This window comes from Methylocaldum sp. (assembly GCF_035627495.1).
GTDB lineage: Bacteria > Pseudomonadota > Gammaproteobacteria > Methylococcales > Methylococcaceae > Methylocaldum.
This window is the reverse complement of sequence record NZ_DASPLO010000210.1, coordinates 89,125-109,406: the sequence shown is the minus strand read 5'-3', so window position 1 is coordinate 109,406 and position 20,282 is coordinate 89,125. Positions and strand designations below refer to the sequence as shown.

Below are 20,282 nucleotides of genomic sequence, written 5' to 3'. Positions count from 1 at the left end.
CTTGCTTAATCATCTGAACTCCCTGCACCTTACCTTAGAACCCGCCGACAACGAGCGGTTAGCCAGCCTATGTGGCCAATTCGATGAACATCTGCGCCAGATCGAAAGACGATTGGGCGTAGAGATTGCCAACCGCGGCAATCAATTCGAAATCATAGGCTCCGGCCAACCGGTCCAGGCGGCGTACAAAGTTCTTCAGAGCTTGTTCGACGCGACCTCGCACGAGGTGATGACACCCGAGCGCGTTCATTTGTCGTTACAAGATGCCAATATCGCCGCCATGTTGGAACACACTGTCGATGAAGTCGAACCGGTTGCGATCCGGACCAAACGCGGCGCGGTAAAGCCGAAGGGCGCCAATCAACAGCGTTATCTCAAGAACATCCAGAGCCACGATATCAATTTCGGCGTTGGTCCCGCCGGTACCGGCAAGACTTATCTGGCTGTGGCTTGCGCCGTTGCCGCCTTGGAACGGGACGAGGTCAGGCGCCTGATTCTCGCGCGTCCGGCGGTCGAGGCAGGCGAGAAACTGGGTTTCTTGCCGGGCGACATGGCGCAAAAGGTTGATCCCTATTTGCGGCCTCTATACGACGCCTTGTACGAAATGCTGGGCTTCGAACGGGTGGCCAAGCTTATTGAGCGCAACGTCATTGAGGTGGCTCCGCTCGCATTTATGCGCGGACGCACCTTGAACGAATCGTTCATCATCCTGGATGAGGCACAGAACACAACCGTCGAGCAGATCAAGATGTTTCTGACCCGGGTGGGTTTCGGCTCCAAGGCTGTTGTCACCGGCGACATTACCCAGATCGACCTGCCGCGCAACAAGGAATCCGGACTCAGGCACGTGCTGGAAGTGTTGCGCGACGTCGAAGGCATCAGCTTCACCTTCTTCACGTCCCAAGATGTCGTGAGGCATCCCCTGGTGCAACGGATCGTTGCCGCTTACGAGGCTTACGAGCGAGCGCAGGCAGTGGATCACCATGATCCACGTTGAGATTCAGCACGCCATGGAACGGCAATGGGTGCCTGAGGACGAAAAATTTCTGCGGTGGGCGAGCGCTGCGGTGAAACGGGACGAGGCCGAGGTAGTCATACGGATTGTGGACGAGACGGAAAGCGCCGAGTTGAACGAGCATTACCGGCAGAAGACCGGATCGACAAACATCCTCAGTTTTCCCTTTGAAGTGCCGCAAGGCATTCCCAACAATTTGCTGGGCGATCTTGTGATCTGCGCCGCGGTGGTAGAGCGCGAGGCGCGCGAGCAAGGCAAAAATCCCGAAGCGCACTGGGCCCACATGGTGGTGCACGGCATGCTGCACCTTCAAGGTTTCGATCACATCGTGGAGAGCGATGCCGCTGTTATGGAGGCGGAAGAAATCGCTATTCTCGGTGAACTAGGATTTCCCAATCCCTACGAGGAGATCATGCCGTCATGAGCGAGGAGCAAACGGGCGAGCATCGAAGTTGGCTCGAACGACTAGGCCTTTTCTTCACCGGCGAACCCGAGGATCGCGAGGATTTGCTGGAACTGTTGCGCGCTGCGCAGAAGCGGAATCTGATCGAGCTGGAAGCGCTTTCGATGATCGAGGGCGTCATGCAGGTCTCGGAGCTCAAGGTTCGGGACATCATGATTCCCCGGGCCCAAATGGTCGTGGTTTCCCAAGACGCGGAACTGGAAACGGTATTTCCGCTGGTGGTCGAATCCGCGCACTCGCGTTATCCGGTCATCGGAGAAGATCGTACCGAGGTGGTCGGTATTCTCCTGGTGAAGGACCTCCTGATTCACAGCCTCAAAGACAAGACGAGGCAGGTGCGCGAAATCATGCGTCCCGCCCAATTCGTTCCGGAGAGCAAACGACTCAACGTGCTGCTCAAGGAGTTTCGCGCAACCCGCAGTCACATGGCTATCGTCGTGGACGAATACGGCGGCGCGGCCGGATTGGTGACGATCGAAGACGTTCTGGAGCAGATCGTCGGGGAAATCGAGGACGAGCATGATTTCGGTGACGAAGAATACATCTTTAGGAAAAATGATCGCGAATACACCTTGAAAGCGCTGACGCCCATCGACGAGTTCAACGATTACTTTTATGTCGACTTCAACGACGACGAATTCGATACCATCGGCGGCTTGATCGTTCACCATCTGGGACATGTGCCAAAACGGGGCGAGAAAGTGGAGATCGATCATTTCCGCTTCATCGTACTGCGTGCCGATAGTCGTCGCGTACACCTACTCAAATTAGTCCTTCTGCCGCAGCCCGAAAGCCAATCCGGGGCCAGCGCTCGCGTGGATTGACAAGATCCGGACCGTGATTTACGACATTCTGGCTTTGCTCGGCGGTCTGTTGTTGCCGCTGGCGTTTGCCCCTTTCAACTATCCCGTCCTTGCCGTCGCCGCCTTACTTCTCTTGTTCGCCGGCTGGTTGAACGTCTTGCCGCGCCGGGCATTTCTGCGCGGTTACCTGTTCGGCCTGGGGCAATATGGCCTCGGCGTTTCCTGGGTTTACGTCAGCATGCACGATTACGGCGGTGCAAGCCTCTTTGAGGCGGCGGCGTTGACCTTCGTATTTACGGCCTTCTTGGCGCTTTATCCGGCATTGGCGGGGTGGCTTTCAGTTCGCTTTTTCGGCGGGGGCCGGATATATAAATTACTGGTCGTTTTCCCGGCGGTTTGGATTTTGGTGGAATGGTTTCGGGGCTGGTTCCTGACCGGGTTTCCGTGGCTGCAAATCGGCTATAGCCAAACCGATACACCCTTGGCTGCCTACGGGCCCATTCTCGGCGTCTACGGCATCGGCTGGAGTCTGGCCTTTGTGGCCGGGGGAATTCTGGCCGCGTTCCATTCGGCTCGTAAACCGCGGATGATCGTCGCCGTTGCGATCATTTCGGTTCTCGGCCTGGGCGGCGTATTGAGCGGGGTTTCTTGGACGCAGCCGGCCGGCGAGCCGTTCAAGGTGACGTTGCTTCAGGGAAATGTCCCCCAAAACATGAAATGGCAGCCGGAATTCCAGCGGGCGACGCTGCAAATGTATACCGAGATGACTCGGCAATCGTGGGATTCGCGGCTGATCGTCTGGCCGGAGACCGCGATACCGGCGTTTTATCATCAGGTCAAGGATACGTTTCTTGCCGATCTGGAGGCGGAAGCGAAGGCTAGCGGTACCGACCTATTGATCGGGGTACCGTTTTACGATCAAGTCCAGGACCGCTATTTCAATGCGGTCGTCGCGCTGGGGAAATCGCCGGGGGTTTATTTCAAGCGGCATCTGGTGCCCTTTGGGGAATATCTGCCGTTGCGCCCCGTACTGGGTTTCGTGCTGGACATCCTGGAAATTCCGCTGTCGGATTTCGCCAGCGGGAACGGCGGCCAAACGCCGCTGGTGGCGGCGGGCCATCCTTTGGTGGCCTCGATCTGCTATGAAGACATCTTCGGTCAAGAGTCTCTGGCCGGTTTACCCCAGGCCGCTTATCTGGTGAACGTCACGAACGATGCCTGGTTCGGCGATTCCATCGCACCCCATCAGCACGTGCAGATGGCCAAGATGAGGGCTCTCGAAACCGGACGCTATATGCTGCGCGCCACCAATACCGGCGTGACGGCCATCATCTCGCCGAAGGGTGAGATCACCGTTGCGGCGCCTTTGTTCCAGCGCGCTCAGGCTACCGGGACGATCACGCCCATTGCGGGCAGTACGCCTTACGCTCTGTGGGGAGATTGGCCCGTCGTAATCGCTCTTGGATTGGGCTTGAGCCTCGCGGCTTGGCATCGTTCGCGCAGGGTACGAGAGTAGATCGGGAATCCCTTCCAATCGCAAACGGTCATCCTGGGAGCGCCAGGACGACCCTTCCAATCGCAAACGTCGCTTTAGCCAAAACGCCGGAAACGCGAAGCCTGTCCTGAGCCCAGCCGAAGGGCTTATTCCGGCCTACTACAGTTGTAGCCTGTCGAAAGAGCGGTGTAGCCGTTCCCGGCGAAAATCAAGCCGCTATCGACGGCAATGGCAGCCTGCGGTTCTCGCGCAGCAGACGGCCGAATTGCTCGGCCGTGACCGGGCGGCTCGAATAATAACCCTGCATGTCGTCGCACCGATGGCGGCAAAGGAAAGTCAACTGTTCCAAGGTTTCCACGCCCTCCGCGACTACTTTGAGACCGAGGGTGTGGCCTAGCGAGATGACGGTTTGCACGATGACGGCATCATTAGTGTCCGTCGCGATGTCCCGGACAAACGACTGATCGATCTTCAGCCGGTCGAACGGGAACCGTTTCAGATAACTCAAGCTGGAATAGCCCGTTCCGAAATCGTCGACGGAGAGCCGCACACCCAGTTCTTTCAATTCCGCCAAAATCGGGATGAAGCGTTCGGGATCCTGCATGACCATGGTTTCGGTCAATTCCAACTCCAGATAACGGCCTTCCAATCCGGTCTCGCTCAGGGTTTTGGTGACCAATTCCACCAGATTCCCCCCTCTCAATTGCCGAGTGGACAGATTGACGGCTACGCCGAACGAGGGCAGTCCGGCTTCCTGCCAGGCTTTGCTTTGTGAGCACGCGGCTTTCAGTACCCAACTGCCGATCGCGTGAATCAAGCCGGTCTCCTCGGCCAGCGGAATGAAGCGGGCGGGCAAGACCAATCCCAAATCCGGATGCCGCCAGCGGATCAGGGCTTCGGCGCCGATAATCCGACCGCCCTTGAGCTCCACCTTGGGCTGATAAAACAGCTCGAATTGGCGCTGTTCCAAAGCCCGCCGCAGAGCGCTTTCCATTTTGATGCGTTCGAGCGCGCGGTGACTCATTTCGCGAGCGTAAAGCCGGAAACCGCTGCCCCCTTCCTCCTTGGTGCGGTACATGGCCGTATCCGCATGCTTGAGCAGCGTCTCCATGTCTTCACCGTCGGCGGGATAAACGCTCGCTCCGATGCTGCCGCTCACAAACAGTTCCCGCCCCTCGATCACGAAAGGCTTGGCGAAGGCCCGGAGAATCTTGATGGCCACAAACTCGATGTCTTCCATTTTGTCGAGATCGGAGAGCAGGATAAGAAACTCATCACCGCCTTGCCGGGCTACCGTGTCGCCCTTACGGACCGACAATTGAAGCCGTTCGGCGACGGCTTGCAGCAAGGCGTCGCCCAACGCGTGACCGAAGCTGTCGTTGATATCTTTGAATCGGTCCAGATCGAGAAAGAGCAAAGCCAGAGGCCGCTCGGTGCGCTTTGCGTGGGCTAGCGACTGGGATAGGCGGTCGGCGAGCAGAGTGCGGTTGGGGAGATGGGTCAGCGCATCATGGGTCGCCAGATACTCGATGCTGGCCTCGTATTGCTTCCGCTCGGTGATGTCGCTGGCCACGCCGTCGAGCCGCAGGGGGTTTCCGGCCTTGTCGTAAATGACCTTGACCCGGTCTTCCAGCCAGCGGATTTCGCCATCCGGGCGCTGAATACGGTATTCCGTGGTCAATGCGCCCTTTTCCAAAAGCTCTCCCATGGTGTTGCGCATCCGTTCCCGGTCTTCCGGATGGACGCTTTGCAGCCATAGATCCTTGTTTTTTATCAAATCGGCTACCGGTCGCCCCCAAACTTTCTCCGCCGCAGCGTTGACATAAAGCGTTTCGCCGGTCGATGGCGAGAGGGACCAGACAATATTGTCTATCGAGCCGAGGATGCTGCTCAGTTTTTCTTCGGAAACCCGCAGTTCCTCCTCGGTGCGTTTACGCTCCACGAACAGACCAATTTGGCTGCCGATGGCGGTGAACATGTTCATCAAGTCTTCTTTGGGCTTGCGGATTTCGCGACTGAAAAACCCGACGGCGCCGAGCACCCGGCCTTCGAACCGAATCGGAAAACCGAACGCAGCGCGCAACCCGGCGTTGCTGGCGAGAGGGGCTCGCAGAAAGTTGGGATCTCGGGAGAGATCGGCAATCCAGACGGACTGCTGGGACATCCAGATGCGTCCCGGCAGTCCCACGCCTGGCGCAAACGTCATCGGCCGGGTGGCTGCCTCGAACTCCTCGGTCTCGGTACCCTCCCTGCACCAGAGACCCGCGCAGCGCAGCACTTGCGCCGCACGGTCCACTACCCAGAGCTCTCCCACATCCACATCCCAGTTCAGGGTTTCGCAAATGACTTGCAGGATTTTCGGGCTCGCGTCCGACAGGGTGGCGGACTCCGCCAAGAGGCGGGCCACCTCGTATTGCGTCGTCAAGCGCCGTTCCGCCCGATCGCGAGCCGCTTGGATCCGGCGGTTCTCGACGCCATAGGCGATGTCGTCCGCCAATTCTTCCATCAGGGCCAGTTCATCGTGTCCGAACGCGGCAGGCGCGTTATCGTAAATGCTTAAGGCCCCGAAAACATGCGTGCCGGTTTTGAGGGGCAGGGCGATCACCGAACGGTACCCTCGTGAAAGAACTTGCTCCCGCCAACCGGCCCATTCATCAACGATTGCGAGGTCCGGTACGACGACGGTTCTCCCGCTGCGAACTGCCCTGCCCACCGGCGTGCTGCAGTTGTCCGTGTCCATTTTGGTGAGCCTCCATTCCTTGAGGCAACCGACTTCGCAACCGGCATGGGCGACCGGGGCCAGGGTATGGTGTTCGTCGTCTCGGACCACGCCGATCCAAGCCATCGGGTAATTGCCCGTCTTGACCATGATTTGGCACATTTGATCGAACAGTTCGTGTTCCTCGGCGGCATGAATCAGGGCATGGTTGCATTCGGCCATCACGGCGCGCGCGCGCAGGGTTTTGCGCAACGACTCCTGAGCCTGCTTACGTTCGGTGATTTCCAGTTGCAGGGCCACCGCCCGCCGCTGCAGTTCATCGTAAAATCCCAGGTTTTCATAGGCGGTCGCCACTTGGGCTGTTACCGTAGCGGCGATATCCTCGTCGATCTCGTCGAATCCCACCGCCCCCAGCTTATTGGCAAGATACACCCATCCATAGACACGGCTCGAGGATGCGATCGGCAGGCCGAGGAAGGAATAGATCGGCGGGTGCGTGGCCGGCAACCCTAAGGATTCCGGGTCGCCGTTCAATCCGGAAATGCGCTGGGGATGGCGTTCCGCAAGCAGCCGGGCCAGGATTCCGGTCGAAAGCGAAGGCAAGTCCGGCAGAGCAATGGTCTGCTCTTCCATGCCCCGGGTGTAAATCTGGCACAGGTGTTTCCCATCGCCGTTCAGCAAGCCGACGACGGCGTATTGGGCGGCGCAAACGTCGTGGGCCGCGCGACAAAAGGTTTCGAGCAAGCGTTTCGGATCGCGGACCGAGGCAAGTTCTAGCCCCAGTTCGATGAGCGTAGCGAGCCTAAGGCTGATTTCCTGCAGATGATTCAGGGACAGCGAGAGTCGCGTAGTGATGTCGCGCAATTGATCGCGTTCTTCCATCATTGCCGGTCCGGATTCGATGATCCGGGCTATCAACTGGCGTACCGTTTCGATATCGGAGAAGTAGCCGGTGAGTTGGCCGGCGAGATTGCCGAGCGGCTCAGTCCCCAATTGGGCAGCGGTGTCCGGCAGACGGCCGGGCGCGGTGGCGGGCAGCCCGAGCACACCTTGCACGACGCCGAGAATCTCTTCGGGCGAGGAGGGCTTAGCCAACACGGCGGATACGCCGCAAGACTCCGCCAAGGCGCGCGCTTCCGGCGCGCGGTAGGTGGCGGTATAAAAGATGACGCGAGTCTTGGCGAGCGCCGGGTCCGCACGGAGCTGGTTTACCAGCTCGTAACCGTCGATAGCCGGCATCAGGATATCGGTGATCACCAGATCAGGATGCTCGGCCCGAATGATTTCCAGGGCCTCCGCGCCGTCCGAAGCCTCAAGCAGACGGTGATCGCCGTAGCCGAGGAGCGTCACCAGAAATTCGCGGTTGAGCGGGCGGTCGTCAACGATCAGAATCTTCGCCATGTCGGGCTCCGTTCAGACAGCGCTCTATTTCTCTCAGCAACGCCTGCGGTTCGATAGGACTTAGGATAAACCCGGCGGCGCCCTGCCTCAATGCGAGATCCCGCTCCGTGGTGCCCTGCACTGAGGCACTGATGAAAACAAGGGGAGTGGCGCGTAACCGGACGTCGGCTCTGACGGCTTCAAGGAAGCTCCAGCCGTCCATGTCGGGCATATCCAGATCGGACAAAATCAAGTCGAAGCGTATCCGCGTGATGTGCGTGAGCGCTTGCTTTACGCTCTCGGCCAATGTCACGCCGTAACCAAAAGGTTCGACGATGCTGCGGATGAGTTCCCGGTTGTCCGAGGAATCGTCCACGACCAGGATGGCGCCTCGCCTTGCCTCTGGGGTGGCCACGGGCTCCGGGGCCGTCAAGGCCGGTTCGTGTTTACGGATGGAACGCAGATCGTCCCGCAAAAAGCTTTCCACGTGCTCGACAAAAGATTCGGGGACGATGGGTTTGGAGATATAGCCGTCGAATCCGGCGGCGAGGAGGTTCTCTCGGTCGCCCGCCATGGCGAGGGCGGTGACTGCCACCACGGGAGTCTGCCCGAGGCCTGCACGGCGCCTGAGTTCCCGAATCACGCCATAGCCGTCCAGCTTGGGCAGATGGATGTCGCAAATGACGAGGTCCGGGAGTTCCCGAAGCGCGATCTCCACTCCCGCTTCGCCATCATGGGCGGTAAGCGGTATATGCCCGTAAGCTTCGAGCAGATAGACCATCAGGTCCATGTTGTCGGGATTATCTTCGATAACCAGTATGCGCGCCGGCATCAGCCAGTCCTCTTTGCCGGCATGGTAAAGGTGAAGGTGCTGCCGGTGCCGTATTCGCTACGGACTCCGATATGCCCGCCGATCAAGGCGGCCAGCTTTTGGCAGAGGTACAAGCCCAATCCGGTACCTTCGAAGCGCCGGGTCGAGGTGGCGTCCACCTGGGTAAACGCCTGGAACAGCTTGGCCTGGTCTTCCGGTTTAATGCCGATGCCGGTGTCGCATACGCTAACATCAATCATGGCATCGCCGTTTTCCCGTCGCCGGCTCAATTCGATCGACACCTCGCCCTGCGGCGTGAATTTGACTGCGTTGTTCGCAAGGTTGATGAGGATTTGGATGAAAGCCCGACGGTCGGTTTCTACGACAATATCTTCCGGTGGAAGCTTGAGCTCGAACCTGAGTCCTTTTTGTTCCGCCATCGGGCGCAGTGTTTCGGCGACCTCCCGGATCGCTTCTTGGCACACAATGGGTTCCGGATTGGCTTTGACTTTGCCCGATTCGATCTTGGCGAGATCGAGCAGGTCATTGATCAGCGATAGCAGATGCTTGGCGCTGGTCTGAATGATCTTTAGCTGCTTTTCCTGCGCTGCGGTGAGCGGACCCGGCAGCTTCATCAACAAAGTGCCGGTGAAACCGATGATGGCATTGAGCGGCGTGCGCAGTTCATGGGACATGCCGGCCAGAAAGTGGTCCTTGGCGAGATTGGCTTTCTCCAGTTCGAGATTCTTCTCGCGCAGGATCTGCTCAGACCGTTTGCGGTCGGTGATATCGCGGATCGAGGCGATCACGAGGACGCCGTCTTCCGTTTCGAGCGGGCTGAGGCTGATTTCGACCGGGAATTCGGAGCCGTCCTTGTGCAAGCCGTAAAGTTCGAGTCCCGAACCCATCGGCCGCGGCCGGGGAGCATCGAAATAGTGGGTGCGGTGCCCAATGTGCTTGCCCCGGAAGCGCTCGGGCACCAAGATGTCGACGCTACGGCCCAGAATGTCACCGCGGCCGTAGCCAAACAGTTTCTCGGTCTGCGAGTTGACGAGGACGATCCGGCCGTCCCGGTCGACGATGACCATTGCGTCGGGTGCCGATTCCAGCAGCCCGCGGAATTTCGTTTGGGCACGTTCTCGCTCGCCCGCGTCCTGGGCCGTCGCGACGATGCCCTGGAGCAGGCCTGGATCATCATTAAACGTGCTGGCATCGAAGGAGAGAAATATCCGGCGCCCGTCTTTGGCCTTGGCTGTAAGTTCGTAGTCGATGACTTTGCCTTCGCGCAGAACGCGCCTGAGCATGCCGTGGTCGGCCAGTTCGGGATCGATGAAATAACTCTTGAACGGGGTGCCGATGAGTTCCTCGCGCGAGTAACCCATCAGGGCCTCCATCGGTCTGTTGACATCGGTGATGATGCCCGACGGATTGATCATCATCATTGGACTGTTATCGGAGTCGATCAGCGAAGACATGGTTTAAGCGGGTCGTTTGTGCCGTCAGTCGGATCTTCTCCGCCCCCAAAAGCGACAAATTAGACGCTGAAATAAGCCTCCATTCCGACCGTTTTGGTGCGACATTGTTTCGTAGACCATTTGTCATCTGAAAAAATCCTGTTGCCGTCTCCGGAATGCACACCCGGAGACGACGTCACGTCCGGTTTGCCGGGCCAGATTCGTCTTGGCCTGCAAATCGGCGCCGTTTGTGCGGGCGTCGGGTTAGTACCGGTTATAATGGGCCCATGCAAGCCATTCCGCTGAATTGCCATCCGTCCATCCCTTGCGAGCTCATCCGCCGTTTCACGGTGCGGACGCAGAGAACGTCCGATGGAATGCTCGCGCTCGATTACGCGATCGAGGGAGACATCGCCGGTTTGCGGATTCCGAGCCCTTGCCCAGCGCGCCGCGCCGACGGACTTTGGCAGCATACCTGTTTCGAAGCTTTTCTGATGCACGGCGAAGGATATTACGAGTTCAATTTCGCGCCGTCGACGGAGTGGGCGATCTACCGCTTTTCAGCTTATCGAGAGGGGATGTCGGTCGTTCCGCAAACCCGCCCCCCGAAAATTGCGCTGACCCTCGATGCCCATCGGCTCGAATTGAATACGCTCATCCGTCTGAACGATCTACCGATCGAGCTTGAGGGCGCAAACCTGAGGCTGGGTGTGTCCGCCGTTATCGAAGAGGAGGGCGGCAGACTCTCATATTGGGCGCTCATGCACCCGCCGGGCAAGCCCGATTTCCACCACCCCGACAATTTCGTGCTTGAGCTCGATTCCACCGACAACGCCTGAGATTCGCCACAAGGAGACATTGATGAAGTTTGGCATTGACCGGCTGCTCGACAACCCCGACCTTCGTAAGCCGCTCGCGGGCCGGCGCGTGGCCTTGCTCGCCCATCCGGCCTCGGTGACCGGGGACCTCGTTCATTCGCTCGATGCGCTGGCCACGCTCGACGACATCGACGTCGTGGCCGCTTTCGGACCTCAGCACGGACTGCGCGGCGACAAGCAGGACAACATGATCGAGTCGCCGGATTTCACCGATCCGGTGCACGGCATTCCGGTCTTCAGCCTGTACGGCGAGGTGCGTCGCCCGACCGCCGCCATGATGGACAGCTTCGACGTACTGCTGGTCGATCTGCAGGATCTGGGCTGCCGAATTTACACCTTCATCACGACCTTGCGATACGTGTTGGAGGAAGCGGCCGAGAAGGGCAAGACGGTCTGGATTCTCGACCGGCCGAATCCCGCGGGCCGCCCGATCGAGGGGCTGCGATTACGCCCCAGTTGGGAAAGTTTCGTGGGCGCCGGAACACTCCCCATGCGGCATGGGCTCACGCTGGGCGAGTTGGCTCACTGGTTCGTGGAAACCCTGCGTCTCGACGTGGATTATCGCATCGTGAAGATGGAGGGTTGGGAGCCGGCGAAAGCACCGGGCTACGGCTGGCCTCTGGGCGAGCGTACCTGGATCAATCCCAGCCCTAACGCTCCCAACTTATGGATGGCGCGCTGCTACGCCGGCACGGTCATGCTGGAAGGGACGACCTTGTCCGAGGGCCGCGGCACCACCCGTCCCCTGGAGCTCTTCGGCGCGCCTGATCTCGATGCGAACCGGCTCGTCGCCGAGATGCAGGCGCTGGCACCGGGCTGGTTGCGGGGCTGTCGGCTGCGCGCCTGCTGGTTCGAGCCCACTTTCCACAAGCACACGGGGAAGTTGTGCGAAGGCGTGCAGATTCATATCGAGGATGCCGCCTACGATCACGGCGCCTTCCGGCCCTGGCGGCTGCAAGCCCTGGCTTTCAAGGCGATCCGCAAGCTCCGGCCGGACTACGATCTCTGGCGCGACTTTCCTTATGAGTACGAACGCGATCGCCTCGCCATCGACCTCATCAATGGCAGCGAACTGCTGCGCCAGTGGGTGGATGATGCCGCTGCCGCTCCGTCCGATCTCGACGCGCTGACGCTGCCGGACGAGCGGTCTTGGCAGGAGGAGCGGGAGGCGGTGCTGCTGTATCGGTGATCGGCTGCCGTTTCCCCCTTGCGCTTAGGCTTCCGGATCGTACATATCGTGCTTGATCGTATGGCGGTTGGCGATCAGTTCCTCAATGGAGGGCTCATCGTTAAGCGCGCGCTTGATGGCCAATTTGGTCGCCTCGTAATTCGTGCGGTACAGGTCCTTTTCGTCCAGGTTGGGATCGTTGGCGCACTCGGGATCGATCCAGATCAGGCTGATGATGCAAAGGTGATTGGCCTGATCGCGAGGAATGATGCCCTCGATTACGCAGTCCAGCACTGCATCCGCCGTGGCCGACTGAACCACGCCGCCGAATAGGTTGACGTAGGCGCTGCTTTTCATGGTGACTTTCGGCACCATCAAAGTGGCGGGGCGCACTTGCTGATTGCAGGCGCGGATCGCGAACATGCGGGTGTGTCCCGCCGATTGCCCCATCATGTTGGCGAAGGCTTGCCCAACCGGGCCGTTCATGTCGCCGATGAGAATTTCCGGCATGGCATCGGTGTATTGCCCTTCGGCGGCGAGTACCGTGGCCTCGCCGGTTTTGAAGATGATCTTGTCCGACATGGTGTATCTCCTTATTTGTGGAAAAAAACGGTGGTACTAAAGCGTTTTCAGCTCTAATGTACGGTCTGCGTAGCATGAGGCGTTACGTAGAAAAGGAAGCCGCTGTTGGCGGCGCCTTAGTTTGGAGCGGGTATCGCCCCGCAGGCGAGTTACTTTTCTTTGTTTGCCCAAAGAAAAGCAACCAAAAGAAAAGGCACCCGGATGGCGCGCTGATCCTGCGCGTCACCGCCTGGAGCCGCGCCCCTCTGGGCTGATCCGGCTCTAGGCGGCGATGCTCGGGCGTGCCATACGGGAGAATACAGAAAACCCATAAAACGGATTCAAAAATGCGCTACGCGACCGATAGGCCATAAACTGATATAGAAATCAGAGCGTTAGCCATCATGCCGGGTCGCTATTTCTTAATCCAGCGTCCCGAAGGCGATCTGACGTACTGACCTGGCGGCGTCTTCTCGATAGCCGTTTTCCCGGCCAAGGTTTCCACCACGTGTAAACTGGTGCCGTTAGTCTTGGCGACCTGCTCGTATTTCTGGCGGCGCTTGGTGTTGATATCCGCGATGAGCGCCCTGACATCTGCGGACGCGTCAGGTACTACCGCATCGAGATAACCGTTAGGCTGTTCGCCCACCAAGCCCTGCCTCTTCGCGTCGTCAAGACCGATCGCCCAACTCGCCGGCGCCCAGCCCGCCACGCCAAGCACCAATGCCAACAAGGGCGCAATCAACCCGCGCAAGGGGATATATTTGGACATGACAAATCCTCGTTCGAATCAAAACAACCCGCTCTCTTTCGAGAGTACGTCTTCCAAGTCTTTTTCGACTTTGACTCGGACTTCGTGGTCGATCTTGACGTTGAGATTGATGGTGATGGGTTCCTGCGGTGCGGCCAGCTCGACGCGAGGGGTACAAGCCGCGAACAGCGTCATCACAGCGAGAGAAGAAACCTTTGCGAAAAAAATGCCTCGCATCATTGTTGTTTTCTGTATCGAGGTCGAAAAGAGCGGCTGAGGATAGCATCGAGTTTTCCTGATATCCACCCGCCGCAGCGATGCGGTCTAATGTTTTTTCCGGTAATGCTCTTGGATCTGGCGATTCATGCGATCGGTCAATTCGTCGGCGACTCTCAAGCTGCGCAGGAGCATCAAAATGTTTTCGCGGAGATTCAGATTAAGATGTATGGGTCGTCCGGACTGCCAATCCGGGTTATGGCCCCTCAATTCGACCCGCAGGGTCATATCGCCCTTGGGGGTGCTATCGGCATTAACCTTCAGCGTTTTGTATTGCAGGTTGCTTAGGGCTTGATATACGAACTCCAGGCTTAGATTGCCTTTGGCCATCGCCCTGACTTCTTCCGTGGGTCGATAGCGAATCCAACCTCCGGGCGGACGCGCATGAAGCTCGCCTCCGCGGAGTGCGACATGAGTCTTGGTTATTTCCAACGGCAACCGTCCGTCGAGGAGGCCGGAACCTTCCACGCCTTGCTGTCTTTCGAGTGCGATGATCTGACTCAGCGACAAACCTTGCAGCACAAGGACAACCGGATGACTCGGATGGGCGGTATCCCATAAAAAGGGGCTGCTATGGACCGTGCCGCCGAGGAGATTGGCGCCAAACTGTCGCACGTCGATTATCGGACCGCCGCTTTGGGGATGATGCGTTACGGCGGCTTCCGCGTTCAGTTCGGTGATCGGAATACCCAAATCGAGTTGCGCGACCTTCAGCCGAACGGGATCGATAGTCCGTAAACCGCCTTGATCCGACAAAGCGAGGTGGGCGTCGAGCTGATCGAAGCGGATGGTTTTGAAGCGGCCGGCGAGACCCTCGACGTTTACGGTGACCTCGTTTTCAAGCCGCAGCGCTTCGGGGGCGCCGTGCGATGCCGACCGGCTCCAAGAGCTGCCGCCGACTGCATTGATCCTGCCCGCATGCAGGTCGACAGGATAAGGCCAGGATTCCAGCAATTGACTCAGCTTGAAACCGGATTCGCCGAAAACGACCGGAGCTAGTTCGAACTGTGCTGCCCCCTTGCCGCTAGCAAACTCGTGCCGAGCCTGCCCGTTCAAGACCAATTTGCCTTGGGAAACCGTCATCGTGCTCTCCACATCGAGCCGCTTCGAATCCCCCTGGAATTTGATCAGCACGTCGCCGGTGGGTAAGGGCTTACCCTGAATCTTCGGCTTGAGATTCGCAACGCGCAGCTCGCCTTTGCCTTGCCATTCGGTATCTCCTCCGCTGAGCTCATCGATCTCGAAGGTGATCGCATCAGTCTGAATCGCGCCATCGGGCGAATCTAGGGATATTGGCTTAGTCGAGAGCGCGAAAGGCTCCCATGCCCATCGGCCGGGTTTCAGGTCGTAGCGGAGCTTCGCGGCATCGGCGAGTTCGATATGGATCACGGACGATGAAAATCCCTTCCAGTCAACAGGGGCGAGATGTACGGGAAGCCCGGCGGTAAGGCTAAGCATCATTCTCTCCGGCGCCAGTTCAACTTGGCCGGCCAGCCCTTTCGGGAAAGTCATCGCGACCTGTGGCTCCGCCTGAGTATTTGCTCGAACGCTGAGTCGAGCCACCAAGGTCGACTCGTTTCCAAGCTGCCAACGGATTTGATTTCCTTCGAGCCGGGCGGTAGCGTCGATGCGGGCCTCGGCACTTCGGAATGCATCGCCCAACTGCTCGGCCTTGATCTTGAGGCTGTGATCACTGCTGATCTTCACGCCTTCCCATGTACCGTTTGCGGCCGGAACGGTGCCTTGCCAGCGGCTTTCCAGGCTTCCGTGCAGCAGCGGTGGTTTCTCGCCAGACCCGAACCAAGGACGCAGTAACAGCTCGATGCCGTCCAAGCTGGCCTGAGCCAAGCCGTCAACGTTCAAGTGGCGGTCCTTAATCTCGCCTGCATGGGTGGCGATATGAAGAATTGGCGGCGCGGGAGTTCCCGATGCCCGGACATCCAGACTGAATTCACCGTTCACGGCGGCACGCGCCGAGAATGTGAAGAGTTGCCCTTCCGTCGGGCGAATTTCTCCGGTCAATATTCCCTGGCCATCCCGGATGTGACCCGCCGCGTGTAGCGTGTATTGCCCACCGTTTGGAATCCGGAGATGCAGATTCAAATCGTCGAGAGACAGTTCGTCGGTCGGCAATCGGGATAGCCATTGTCCTGGCGCGAAAGCGCTCAAAGCTATAGGCCTAAAGTTTTCAACGGCGTCACTCTGAGCCGGCATTTCGTTCTCGATGAAGCCGCTCTCGATCACCGTCTTCGGAATCTGAATACTGGCGAAATGCCCTGACAGCAGTTCCAAAGGCCGATAGCAAATAGTCACATCCTTTGCCCCGGCGGTGAAAATTCGGTTTCCGGAGCGGCGGCTCAGTTGAATGGCGTCGAGGCGAAGTTCATTCCATGATGGACGCCCGGAACTCACATCGACTTGAGTAAACCCGGCCAGGGTAAGCCGATATTGAAGATATTCCGCGATGATTAGAGGGAGCGCCAAATAAATCGCGATGAGCGTCACGACACCGGTCAGCAGCAAGAACAGACGTCGATTTTGCCGCACGGAGCGGGTTTCTTTTGTAGCGAACATGGCGCATATTTTTAGATCAAACTTGGCTATGAACCATCGTGAGGAAGAACCATGCCCGTCTCGAAAACCGGATCCGATAATAAGAAGCTCGATCAAGTCGTTGCCGAGGCCCGGCGTAACCGGGAAGAGCGGGAACGCGGCTATCGGGAGCAGGCGTTAAAGCTATACCCCTGGGTTTGCGGGCGCTGCGCCCGTGAATTTTCGTTGGAAAATCTCAGCGAGCTCACGGTCCACCATAGAGATCACAATCACGACAATAATCCGCCGGACGGCAGCAATTGGGAACTGCTTTGTCTTTATTGCCACGATAACGAGCATTCTCGCTACCTGAATGCAGGGCAATCGAGCGGAGGAGGGCGTCAGGATGCGAATACCACCTTCAAGCCATTCGCCGACCTCGGCGCCCTATTGAAAAAGCAAGAATGATAAGGCCTAATCCGTTTTTTTCCATCGTGAAAGTCGGAGCATGATCGAAAAACGCCTGGTTGATTTGGAAACCAAACTCGCCTATCAGGAAGACACGATTCAGGCATTGAATAACGTGGTCTGCGAACAGCAAAGACAGATCGATCAATTGGAGGCGACTTGCAGGCTTCTCGTTGATCGTATCAAGCAATTGTCGTTCGCTGCCGACGCAGTCAAAGTCGTGGATGAGAAGCCGCCCCATTATTGAATGGCATGTAATAGGTATAGGGCTCGCGTGACTCCGTGTTAAGAATCTCAAATCAGGTGTACCTCCCTCTCTCTGAAGTGGAGATGAACGCCGTGCGCGCCCAGGGAGCGGGCGGGCAGAACGTTAACAAGGTTTCCACTGCCATTCATTTGCGCTTCGATATCAAGGCGTCGTCCTTACCCGAGGTCTATAAGGAAAAACTGCTAACGCTGAATGATCAGCGCATTTCGGGCGAGGGTTTTGTAATCATCAAGGCCCAGCAGTTTAGGAGCCAGGAACAGAATCGGGAGGATGCGCTGGAGCGATTGGCCTCGTTGATAAAAAGCGCAGCGATCACGCGCAAGACGCGAAAATCGACCCGGCCGACTAAAGGTTCTCAGAAAAGGCGGTTGGATAGCAAAAGCAAACACGGGCAACTCAAAGCCTTGAGAAGCAAGCCCGTTGATTAGAGAGATAGTAGGATAGGGAACGCCCACCTACGACTGGGGCGCAAGTTCGTCCAATTTCACCTGGAGCCGATTCACTTCGGCAGCCAATTCACCGACCAGGCGTTCCAAACGGTCGAGCCGTTCACGGTCGGAAACCGAAAGCTCAATCTCCCTCTCTTTATTCCCGTCGATTGCCGGCGGCTGGCTGTCAAAAAACAGATGCATAAACCGCGATTCGCGTTTTCCCGGCTCACGGGACAGTCTCACGGCAAGCGGCTCTTCCCGGTCCATTAGCTTGGTTAGTGCGGTCTCAACCTCCTGCACGTCGGCGAACTTGCACAGGCGTTCGGCGCGGGTGCGCAGCTCCCCCGGCGTTTGCGGCCCGCGAAGCAGCAGCTCGCACATAATGGCTAGTTCTTGCTGTGAAAGCTTCAAATCGCCAAATTCGGAATTGCAGAACCGGTGCTGGTACTTGGTGACCCGGCTGCCGAATCCGCTGCTGGCACTGACGAGATATTTTTTCACGAGTCCGTCGACCGTATGTTGCACAGTGGCTTCATCGAGGTCGAACACCGGATCGCGATTGCTTTTCTGGTTGCAGGCATTGGTCAGCGCGTTGAGCGAGAGGGGATATTGCTCGGGAGTGGTGATTTCCTTCTCGATTAGGCAACCGATGACGCGGGCTTCGTGAGGCGTAAGCTTTATTTTCATGAGGGCTTGTTACATTGAGCTCGAAATGGAGAACAGTGATATTTTAGAAGTAACCAAAAATCTCGTTTCGCATCGCATTTTTAAGAAAGACGACTGCCGCAACCTGTAGAATGGAGTCCATGAACACTCTCATAGACGCCCATCCATTTTCGTCCCTGACACCCGATTGCGTGATGAATGCGCTGGACAGCGCGGGATTCCACGGCGACGGCAGTCTGCTGGCGCTCCACAGCTACGAGAACCGCGTTTACCGGATCGGCATGGAAGACGGACCTCCCGTCGTGGCGAAATTCTACCGGCCCGAACGGTGGAGCAATGGCGCCATTCTCGAAGAACACGCCTTTGTGCGGGAGCTTGCGGAATCCGAATTGCCGGTCGTGCCCGCACTGCCGGGCGCAGGGGGCTCTACGCTGCATGAGTTCGGCGGCTTTCGCTTCGCCGTGTTTCCGACGCAAGGCGGCCATGCTCCGGAATTCAATGATCACGCCACACTAGAGCGAATGGGGCGACTTATCGGCCGTATTCATGCGGTCGGCGCACTCAAGCCGTATCGTGAACGTCCCGCCCTGGACATTGCGAGCTTCGGCGAAGAGCCGCGGGATTATTTACTGTCGCACGAGCTGATTCCGACGGACATCATAGAGGCTTATCGGGGTGCGGTGACGCAAGCCCTCGACGCTGTGAAGCGCTGTTTCGAACGCGCCGGTCCGGTGCGTGCTCTGCGTTTGCACGGGGATTGCTACCCCGGAAACATGCTGTGGACGGACGACGGTCCCCACTTCGTCGATTTCGACGACAGTCGCATGGGTCCCGCGATCCAGGATTTGTGGATGCTGCTGTCGGGGGATCGCTTAGAGATGACGCAGCAATTGAGCCATCTGCTCGCCGGTTATCAAAGCTTTTTCGAATTCGACACCCGCGAGCTACATTTGATCGAGGCGCTGCGCACCTTGCGATTGATTCATTATGCTGCGTGGATCGCCAGACGCTGGGACGACCCCGCTTTTCCAATCGCCTTTCCCTGGTTCAATACGCCACGTTATTGGCACGACCGCATCCTTGAGCTTCGCGAACAGATTGCATTGATGGACGAACCGCCGCTTTGGCCGGCGTAAACTCGATCGGCCAAACAGAAAAACAGGTAACAATGCCGCGGTGTCGTCGGCGCTTTCCGGAAATAATGACTTAAGCTGCAAGTTATCCCGGCCTATCCTACCACTAGGAACGATGCGCGATTGCGAGGCCGGGAAGATTCCACTTATCCAGCGCCGAGGCAGGGCTTTGGCGCCGGTTTAGCGAATATTAATACCGGGACCCACCACCGAACCCGCCACTACGTTTACCGCCGCCACCGAAGCCGCCGCCGGTTCTCTCTTCGCGGGGACGGGCCTCGTTCACGGTCAGGCTCCGTCCACCGACTTCCTTGCCGTGAAGGGCGCTAATCGCAGTTCGAGCCTGTTGATCCGTACCCATTTCTACGAAGCCGAAACCTTTGGAGCGGCCGGTGTCGCGATCCATGATCACATTCGCGGACTGTACCGTCCCATGCGGGGCGAACAGTTGCTCCAGTTCGCTGTTGTCAATGTTGTAGCTCAAGTTGCCGACATATAATTTCGTACTCATCAAAAATTCCTCGATAGGGATACAAAAAACAAAAAACTTAATAAATGCAGATCGAACCCATGTTCACGGGCCCGACGAACCTATTAATAAACACCTTTTTTGAAAAGGATTCTGTAGGTAAATGGCCTTATGAAATGCGTAACGTTCTGCACTCAGCATCGGTTTCGCTCCATAAGTCCTTGGTTTTAACGCCGCCGACCACCCTTGTCTCGTCCGCGGGGACGTTCCTCGTTGACCCGCAGACTGTTGCCCCGCAGAGAATATCCGTTCAACGCGCTGATGGCGGCCCGCGCCTCGTGGCCCTCCATCTCGACGAAGCCGAAGCCGCGGCAGCGGCCGGAAAAAATGTCGCGCGCCAAATCGATCGAACGTACCCGGCCGTGTTCCGCGAAAAGTTCGGTGAACTCGCGTTCGGTGGTATCGGCTGGCAGATTTCCGGCATAGATTCTCAGCATGGATGGTCTCCTGTGGGCGCAGCCGAGATAGGCGGCGCGATGGT

Annotated in this window: 20 protein-coding genes; 10 read left to right on the top strand and 10 right to left on the bottom strand. The window is 58.0% G+C overall.

The genetic code is table 11. The annotated features are described in order from the left end of the window. Position 1: 1 nt before the first annotated feature. From VEB01_RS20830 to lnt, 4 genes are read left to right on the top strand one after another with little or no spacing between them, the layout of a single operon-like run. Positions 2 to 997, top strand: a complete 996-nt coding sequence (locus tag VEB01_RS20830) for a PhoH family protein (RefSeq protein WP_324878866.1) — start codon at positions 2 to 4, stop codon at positions 995 to 997. After that, complete coding sequence (gene ybeY, locus VEB01_RS20825) at positions 984 to 1,439, top strand: rRNA maturation RNase YbeY (protein WP_324878864.1); 456 nt, start codon at positions 984 to 986, stop codon at positions 1,437 to 1,439. Before VEB01_RS20830 ends, ybeY begins: the two co-directional genes overlap by 14 nt. Continuing rightward, on the top strand, positions 1,436 to 2,302 hold the full coding sequence (locus VEB01_RS20820; protein ID WP_324878862.1) for an HlyC/CorC family transporter: 867 nt from the start codon (positions 1,436 to 1,438) through the stop codon (positions 2,300 to 2,302). Before ybeY ends, VEB01_RS20820 begins: the two co-directional genes overlap by 4 nt. A gap of 13 nt (positions 2,303 to 2,315) precedes the next feature. After that, positions 2,316 to 3,797, top strand: coding sequence for an apolipoprotein N-acyltransferase (gene lnt, locus VEB01_RS20815; protein WP_324878860.1), 1,482 nt, complete (start codon positions 2,316 to 2,318; stop codon positions 3,795 to 3,797). A gap of 187 nt (positions 3,798 to 3,984) precedes the next feature. On the opposite strand, the gene VEB01_RS20810 is transcribed toward lnt, so the two are convergent. The 3 genes from VEB01_RS20810 to VEB01_RS20800 are packed head-to-tail and all read right to left on the bottom strand — an operon-like array spanning position 3,985 to position 10,161. Beyond that, positions 3,985 to 7,896, bottom strand: coding sequence for an EAL domain-containing protein (locus VEB01_RS20810; RefSeq protein ID WP_324878858.1), 3,912 nt, complete (start codon positions 7,894 to 7,896; stop codon positions 3,985 to 3,987). Continuing rightward, the gene (locus VEB01_RS20805) at positions 7,874 to 8,707 is read right to left on the bottom strand and encodes a response regulator (RefSeq protein WP_324878856.1); all 834 of its coding nucleotides are present in this window, start codon (positions 8,705 to 8,707) and stop codon (positions 7,874 to 7,876) included. Before VEB01_RS20805 ends, VEB01_RS20810 begins: the two co-directional genes overlap by 23 nt. Continuing rightward, entirely contained in the window at positions 8,707 to 10,161 is a 1,455-nt protein-coding gene (locus VEB01_RS20800) for a PAS domain-containing sensor histidine kinase (protein WP_324878854.1), read from the bottom strand. Before VEB01_RS20800 ends, VEB01_RS20805 begins: the two co-directional genes overlap by 1 nt. Before the next feature lie 266 nt (positions 10,162 to 10,427). Between VEB01_RS20800 and VEB01_RS20795 the strand changes: the two genes are divergently transcribed. Together VEB01_RS20795 and VEB01_RS20790 are read left to right on the top strand one after the other, a co-directional pair. Next, positions 10,428 to 10,979, top strand: coding sequence for a DOMON-like domain-containing protein (locus tag VEB01_RS20795; RefSeq protein ID WP_324878853.1), 552 nt, complete (start codon positions 10,428 to 10,430; stop codon positions 10,977 to 10,979). Between the two features lie 22 nt (positions 10,980 to 11,001). Continuing rightward, on the top strand, positions 11,002 to 12,207 hold the full coding sequence (locus VEB01_RS20790) for an exo-beta-N-acetylmuramidase NamZ family protein (protein WP_324878852.1): 1,206 nt from the start codon (positions 11,002 to 11,004) through the stop codon (positions 12,205 to 12,207). 24 nt (positions 12,208 to 12,231) lie between these two features. On the opposite strand, the gene fae is transcribed toward VEB01_RS20790, so the two are convergent. From fae to VEB01_RS20770, 4 genes are all read right to left on the bottom strand, one after another. Continuing rightward, on the bottom strand, positions 12,232 to 12,768 hold the full coding sequence (fae, locus tag VEB01_RS20785) for a formaldehyde-activating enzyme (RefSeq protein ID WP_324878850.1): 537 nt from the start codon (positions 12,766 to 12,768) through the stop codon (positions 12,232 to 12,234). Between the two features lie 394 nt (positions 12,769 to 13,162). Continuing rightward, positions 13,163 to 13,519 (bottom strand): YdbL family probable chaperone protein, encoded by a 357-nt coding sequence (locus tag VEB01_RS20780; RefSeq protein WP_324878849.1) that lies wholly within the window; start codon positions 13,517 to 13,519, stop codon positions 13,163 to 13,165. 18 nt (positions 13,520 to 13,537) lie between these two features. Further along, positions 13,538 to 13,738 carry a YnbE family lipoprotein gene (locus VEB01_RS20775; RefSeq protein WP_324878847.1) on the bottom strand — a complete coding sequence of 67 codons (201 nt, stop codon included), beginning with the start codon at positions 13,736 to 13,738 and terminating at the stop codon, positions 13,538 to 13,540. Between the two features lie 84 nt (positions 13,739 to 13,822). Continuing rightward, positions 13,823 to 16,348, bottom strand: a complete 2,526-nt coding sequence (locus VEB01_RS20770) for an intermembrane phospholipid transport YdbH family protein (protein ID WP_324878845.1) — start codon at positions 16,346 to 16,348, stop codon at positions 13,823 to 13,825. A gap of 51 nt (positions 16,349 to 16,399) precedes the next feature. On the opposite strand from VEB01_RS20770, the gene VEB01_RS20765 reads away from it, so the two are divergent. Genes VEB01_RS20765 through arfB form a run of 3 tightly spaced genes read left to right on the top strand, consistent with a single transcriptional unit; the run spans position 16,400 to position 17,470 of the window. Continuing rightward, the gene (locus VEB01_RS20765) at positions 16,400 to 16,774 is read left to right on the top strand and encodes a YajD family HNH nuclease (RefSeq protein WP_324878844.1); all 375 of its coding nucleotides are present in this window, start codon (positions 16,400 to 16,402) and stop codon (positions 16,772 to 16,774) included. A gap of 40 nt (positions 16,775 to 16,814) precedes the next feature. After that, positions 16,815 to 17,021, top strand: coding sequence for a SlyX family protein (locus VEB01_RS20760; protein WP_324878842.1), 207 nt, complete (start codon positions 16,815 to 16,817; stop codon positions 17,019 to 17,021). A 35-nt stretch (positions 17,022 to 17,056) separates the two neighbouring features. Next, positions 17,057 to 17,470 (top strand): alternative ribosome rescue aminoacyl-tRNA hydrolase ArfB, encoded by a 414-nt coding sequence (arfB, locus tag VEB01_RS20755; RefSeq protein ID WP_324878840.1) that lies wholly within the window; start codon positions 17,057 to 17,059, stop codon positions 17,468 to 17,470. A gap of 27 nt (positions 17,471 to 17,497) precedes the next feature. Here the strand turns inward: arfB and VEB01_RS20750 are convergent, their stop codons facing one another. Then, the gene (locus VEB01_RS20750) at positions 17,498 to 18,160 is read right to left on the bottom strand and encodes a YceH family protein (RefSeq protein ID WP_324878838.1); all 663 of its coding nucleotides are present in this window, start codon (positions 18,158 to 18,160) and stop codon (positions 17,498 to 17,500) included. 119 nt (positions 18,161 to 18,279) lie between these two features. Here VEB01_RS20750 and VEB01_RS20745 point away from each other — a divergent pair, with 119 nt between their 5' ends. Next, positions 18,280 to 19,275, top strand: coding sequence for a serine/threonine protein kinase (locus VEB01_RS20745; protein WP_324878837.1), 996 nt, complete (start codon positions 18,280 to 18,282; stop codon positions 19,273 to 19,275). 187 nt (positions 19,276 to 19,462) lie between these two features. Here the strand turns inward: VEB01_RS20745 and VEB01_RS20740 are convergent, their stop codons facing one another. Then, complete coding sequence (locus VEB01_RS20740; protein WP_324878835.1) at positions 19,463 to 19,783, bottom strand: RNA recognition motif domain-containing protein; 321 nt, start codon at positions 19,781 to 19,783, stop codon at positions 19,463 to 19,465. A gap of 185 nt (positions 19,784 to 19,968) precedes the next feature. Then, on the bottom strand, positions 19,969 to 20,238 hold the full coding sequence (locus VEB01_RS20735; protein ID WP_324878833.1) for an RNA recognition motif domain-containing protein: 270 nt from the start codon (positions 20,236 to 20,238) through the stop codon (positions 19,969 to 19,971). Positions 20,239 to 20,282: the final 44 nt, after the last annotated feature.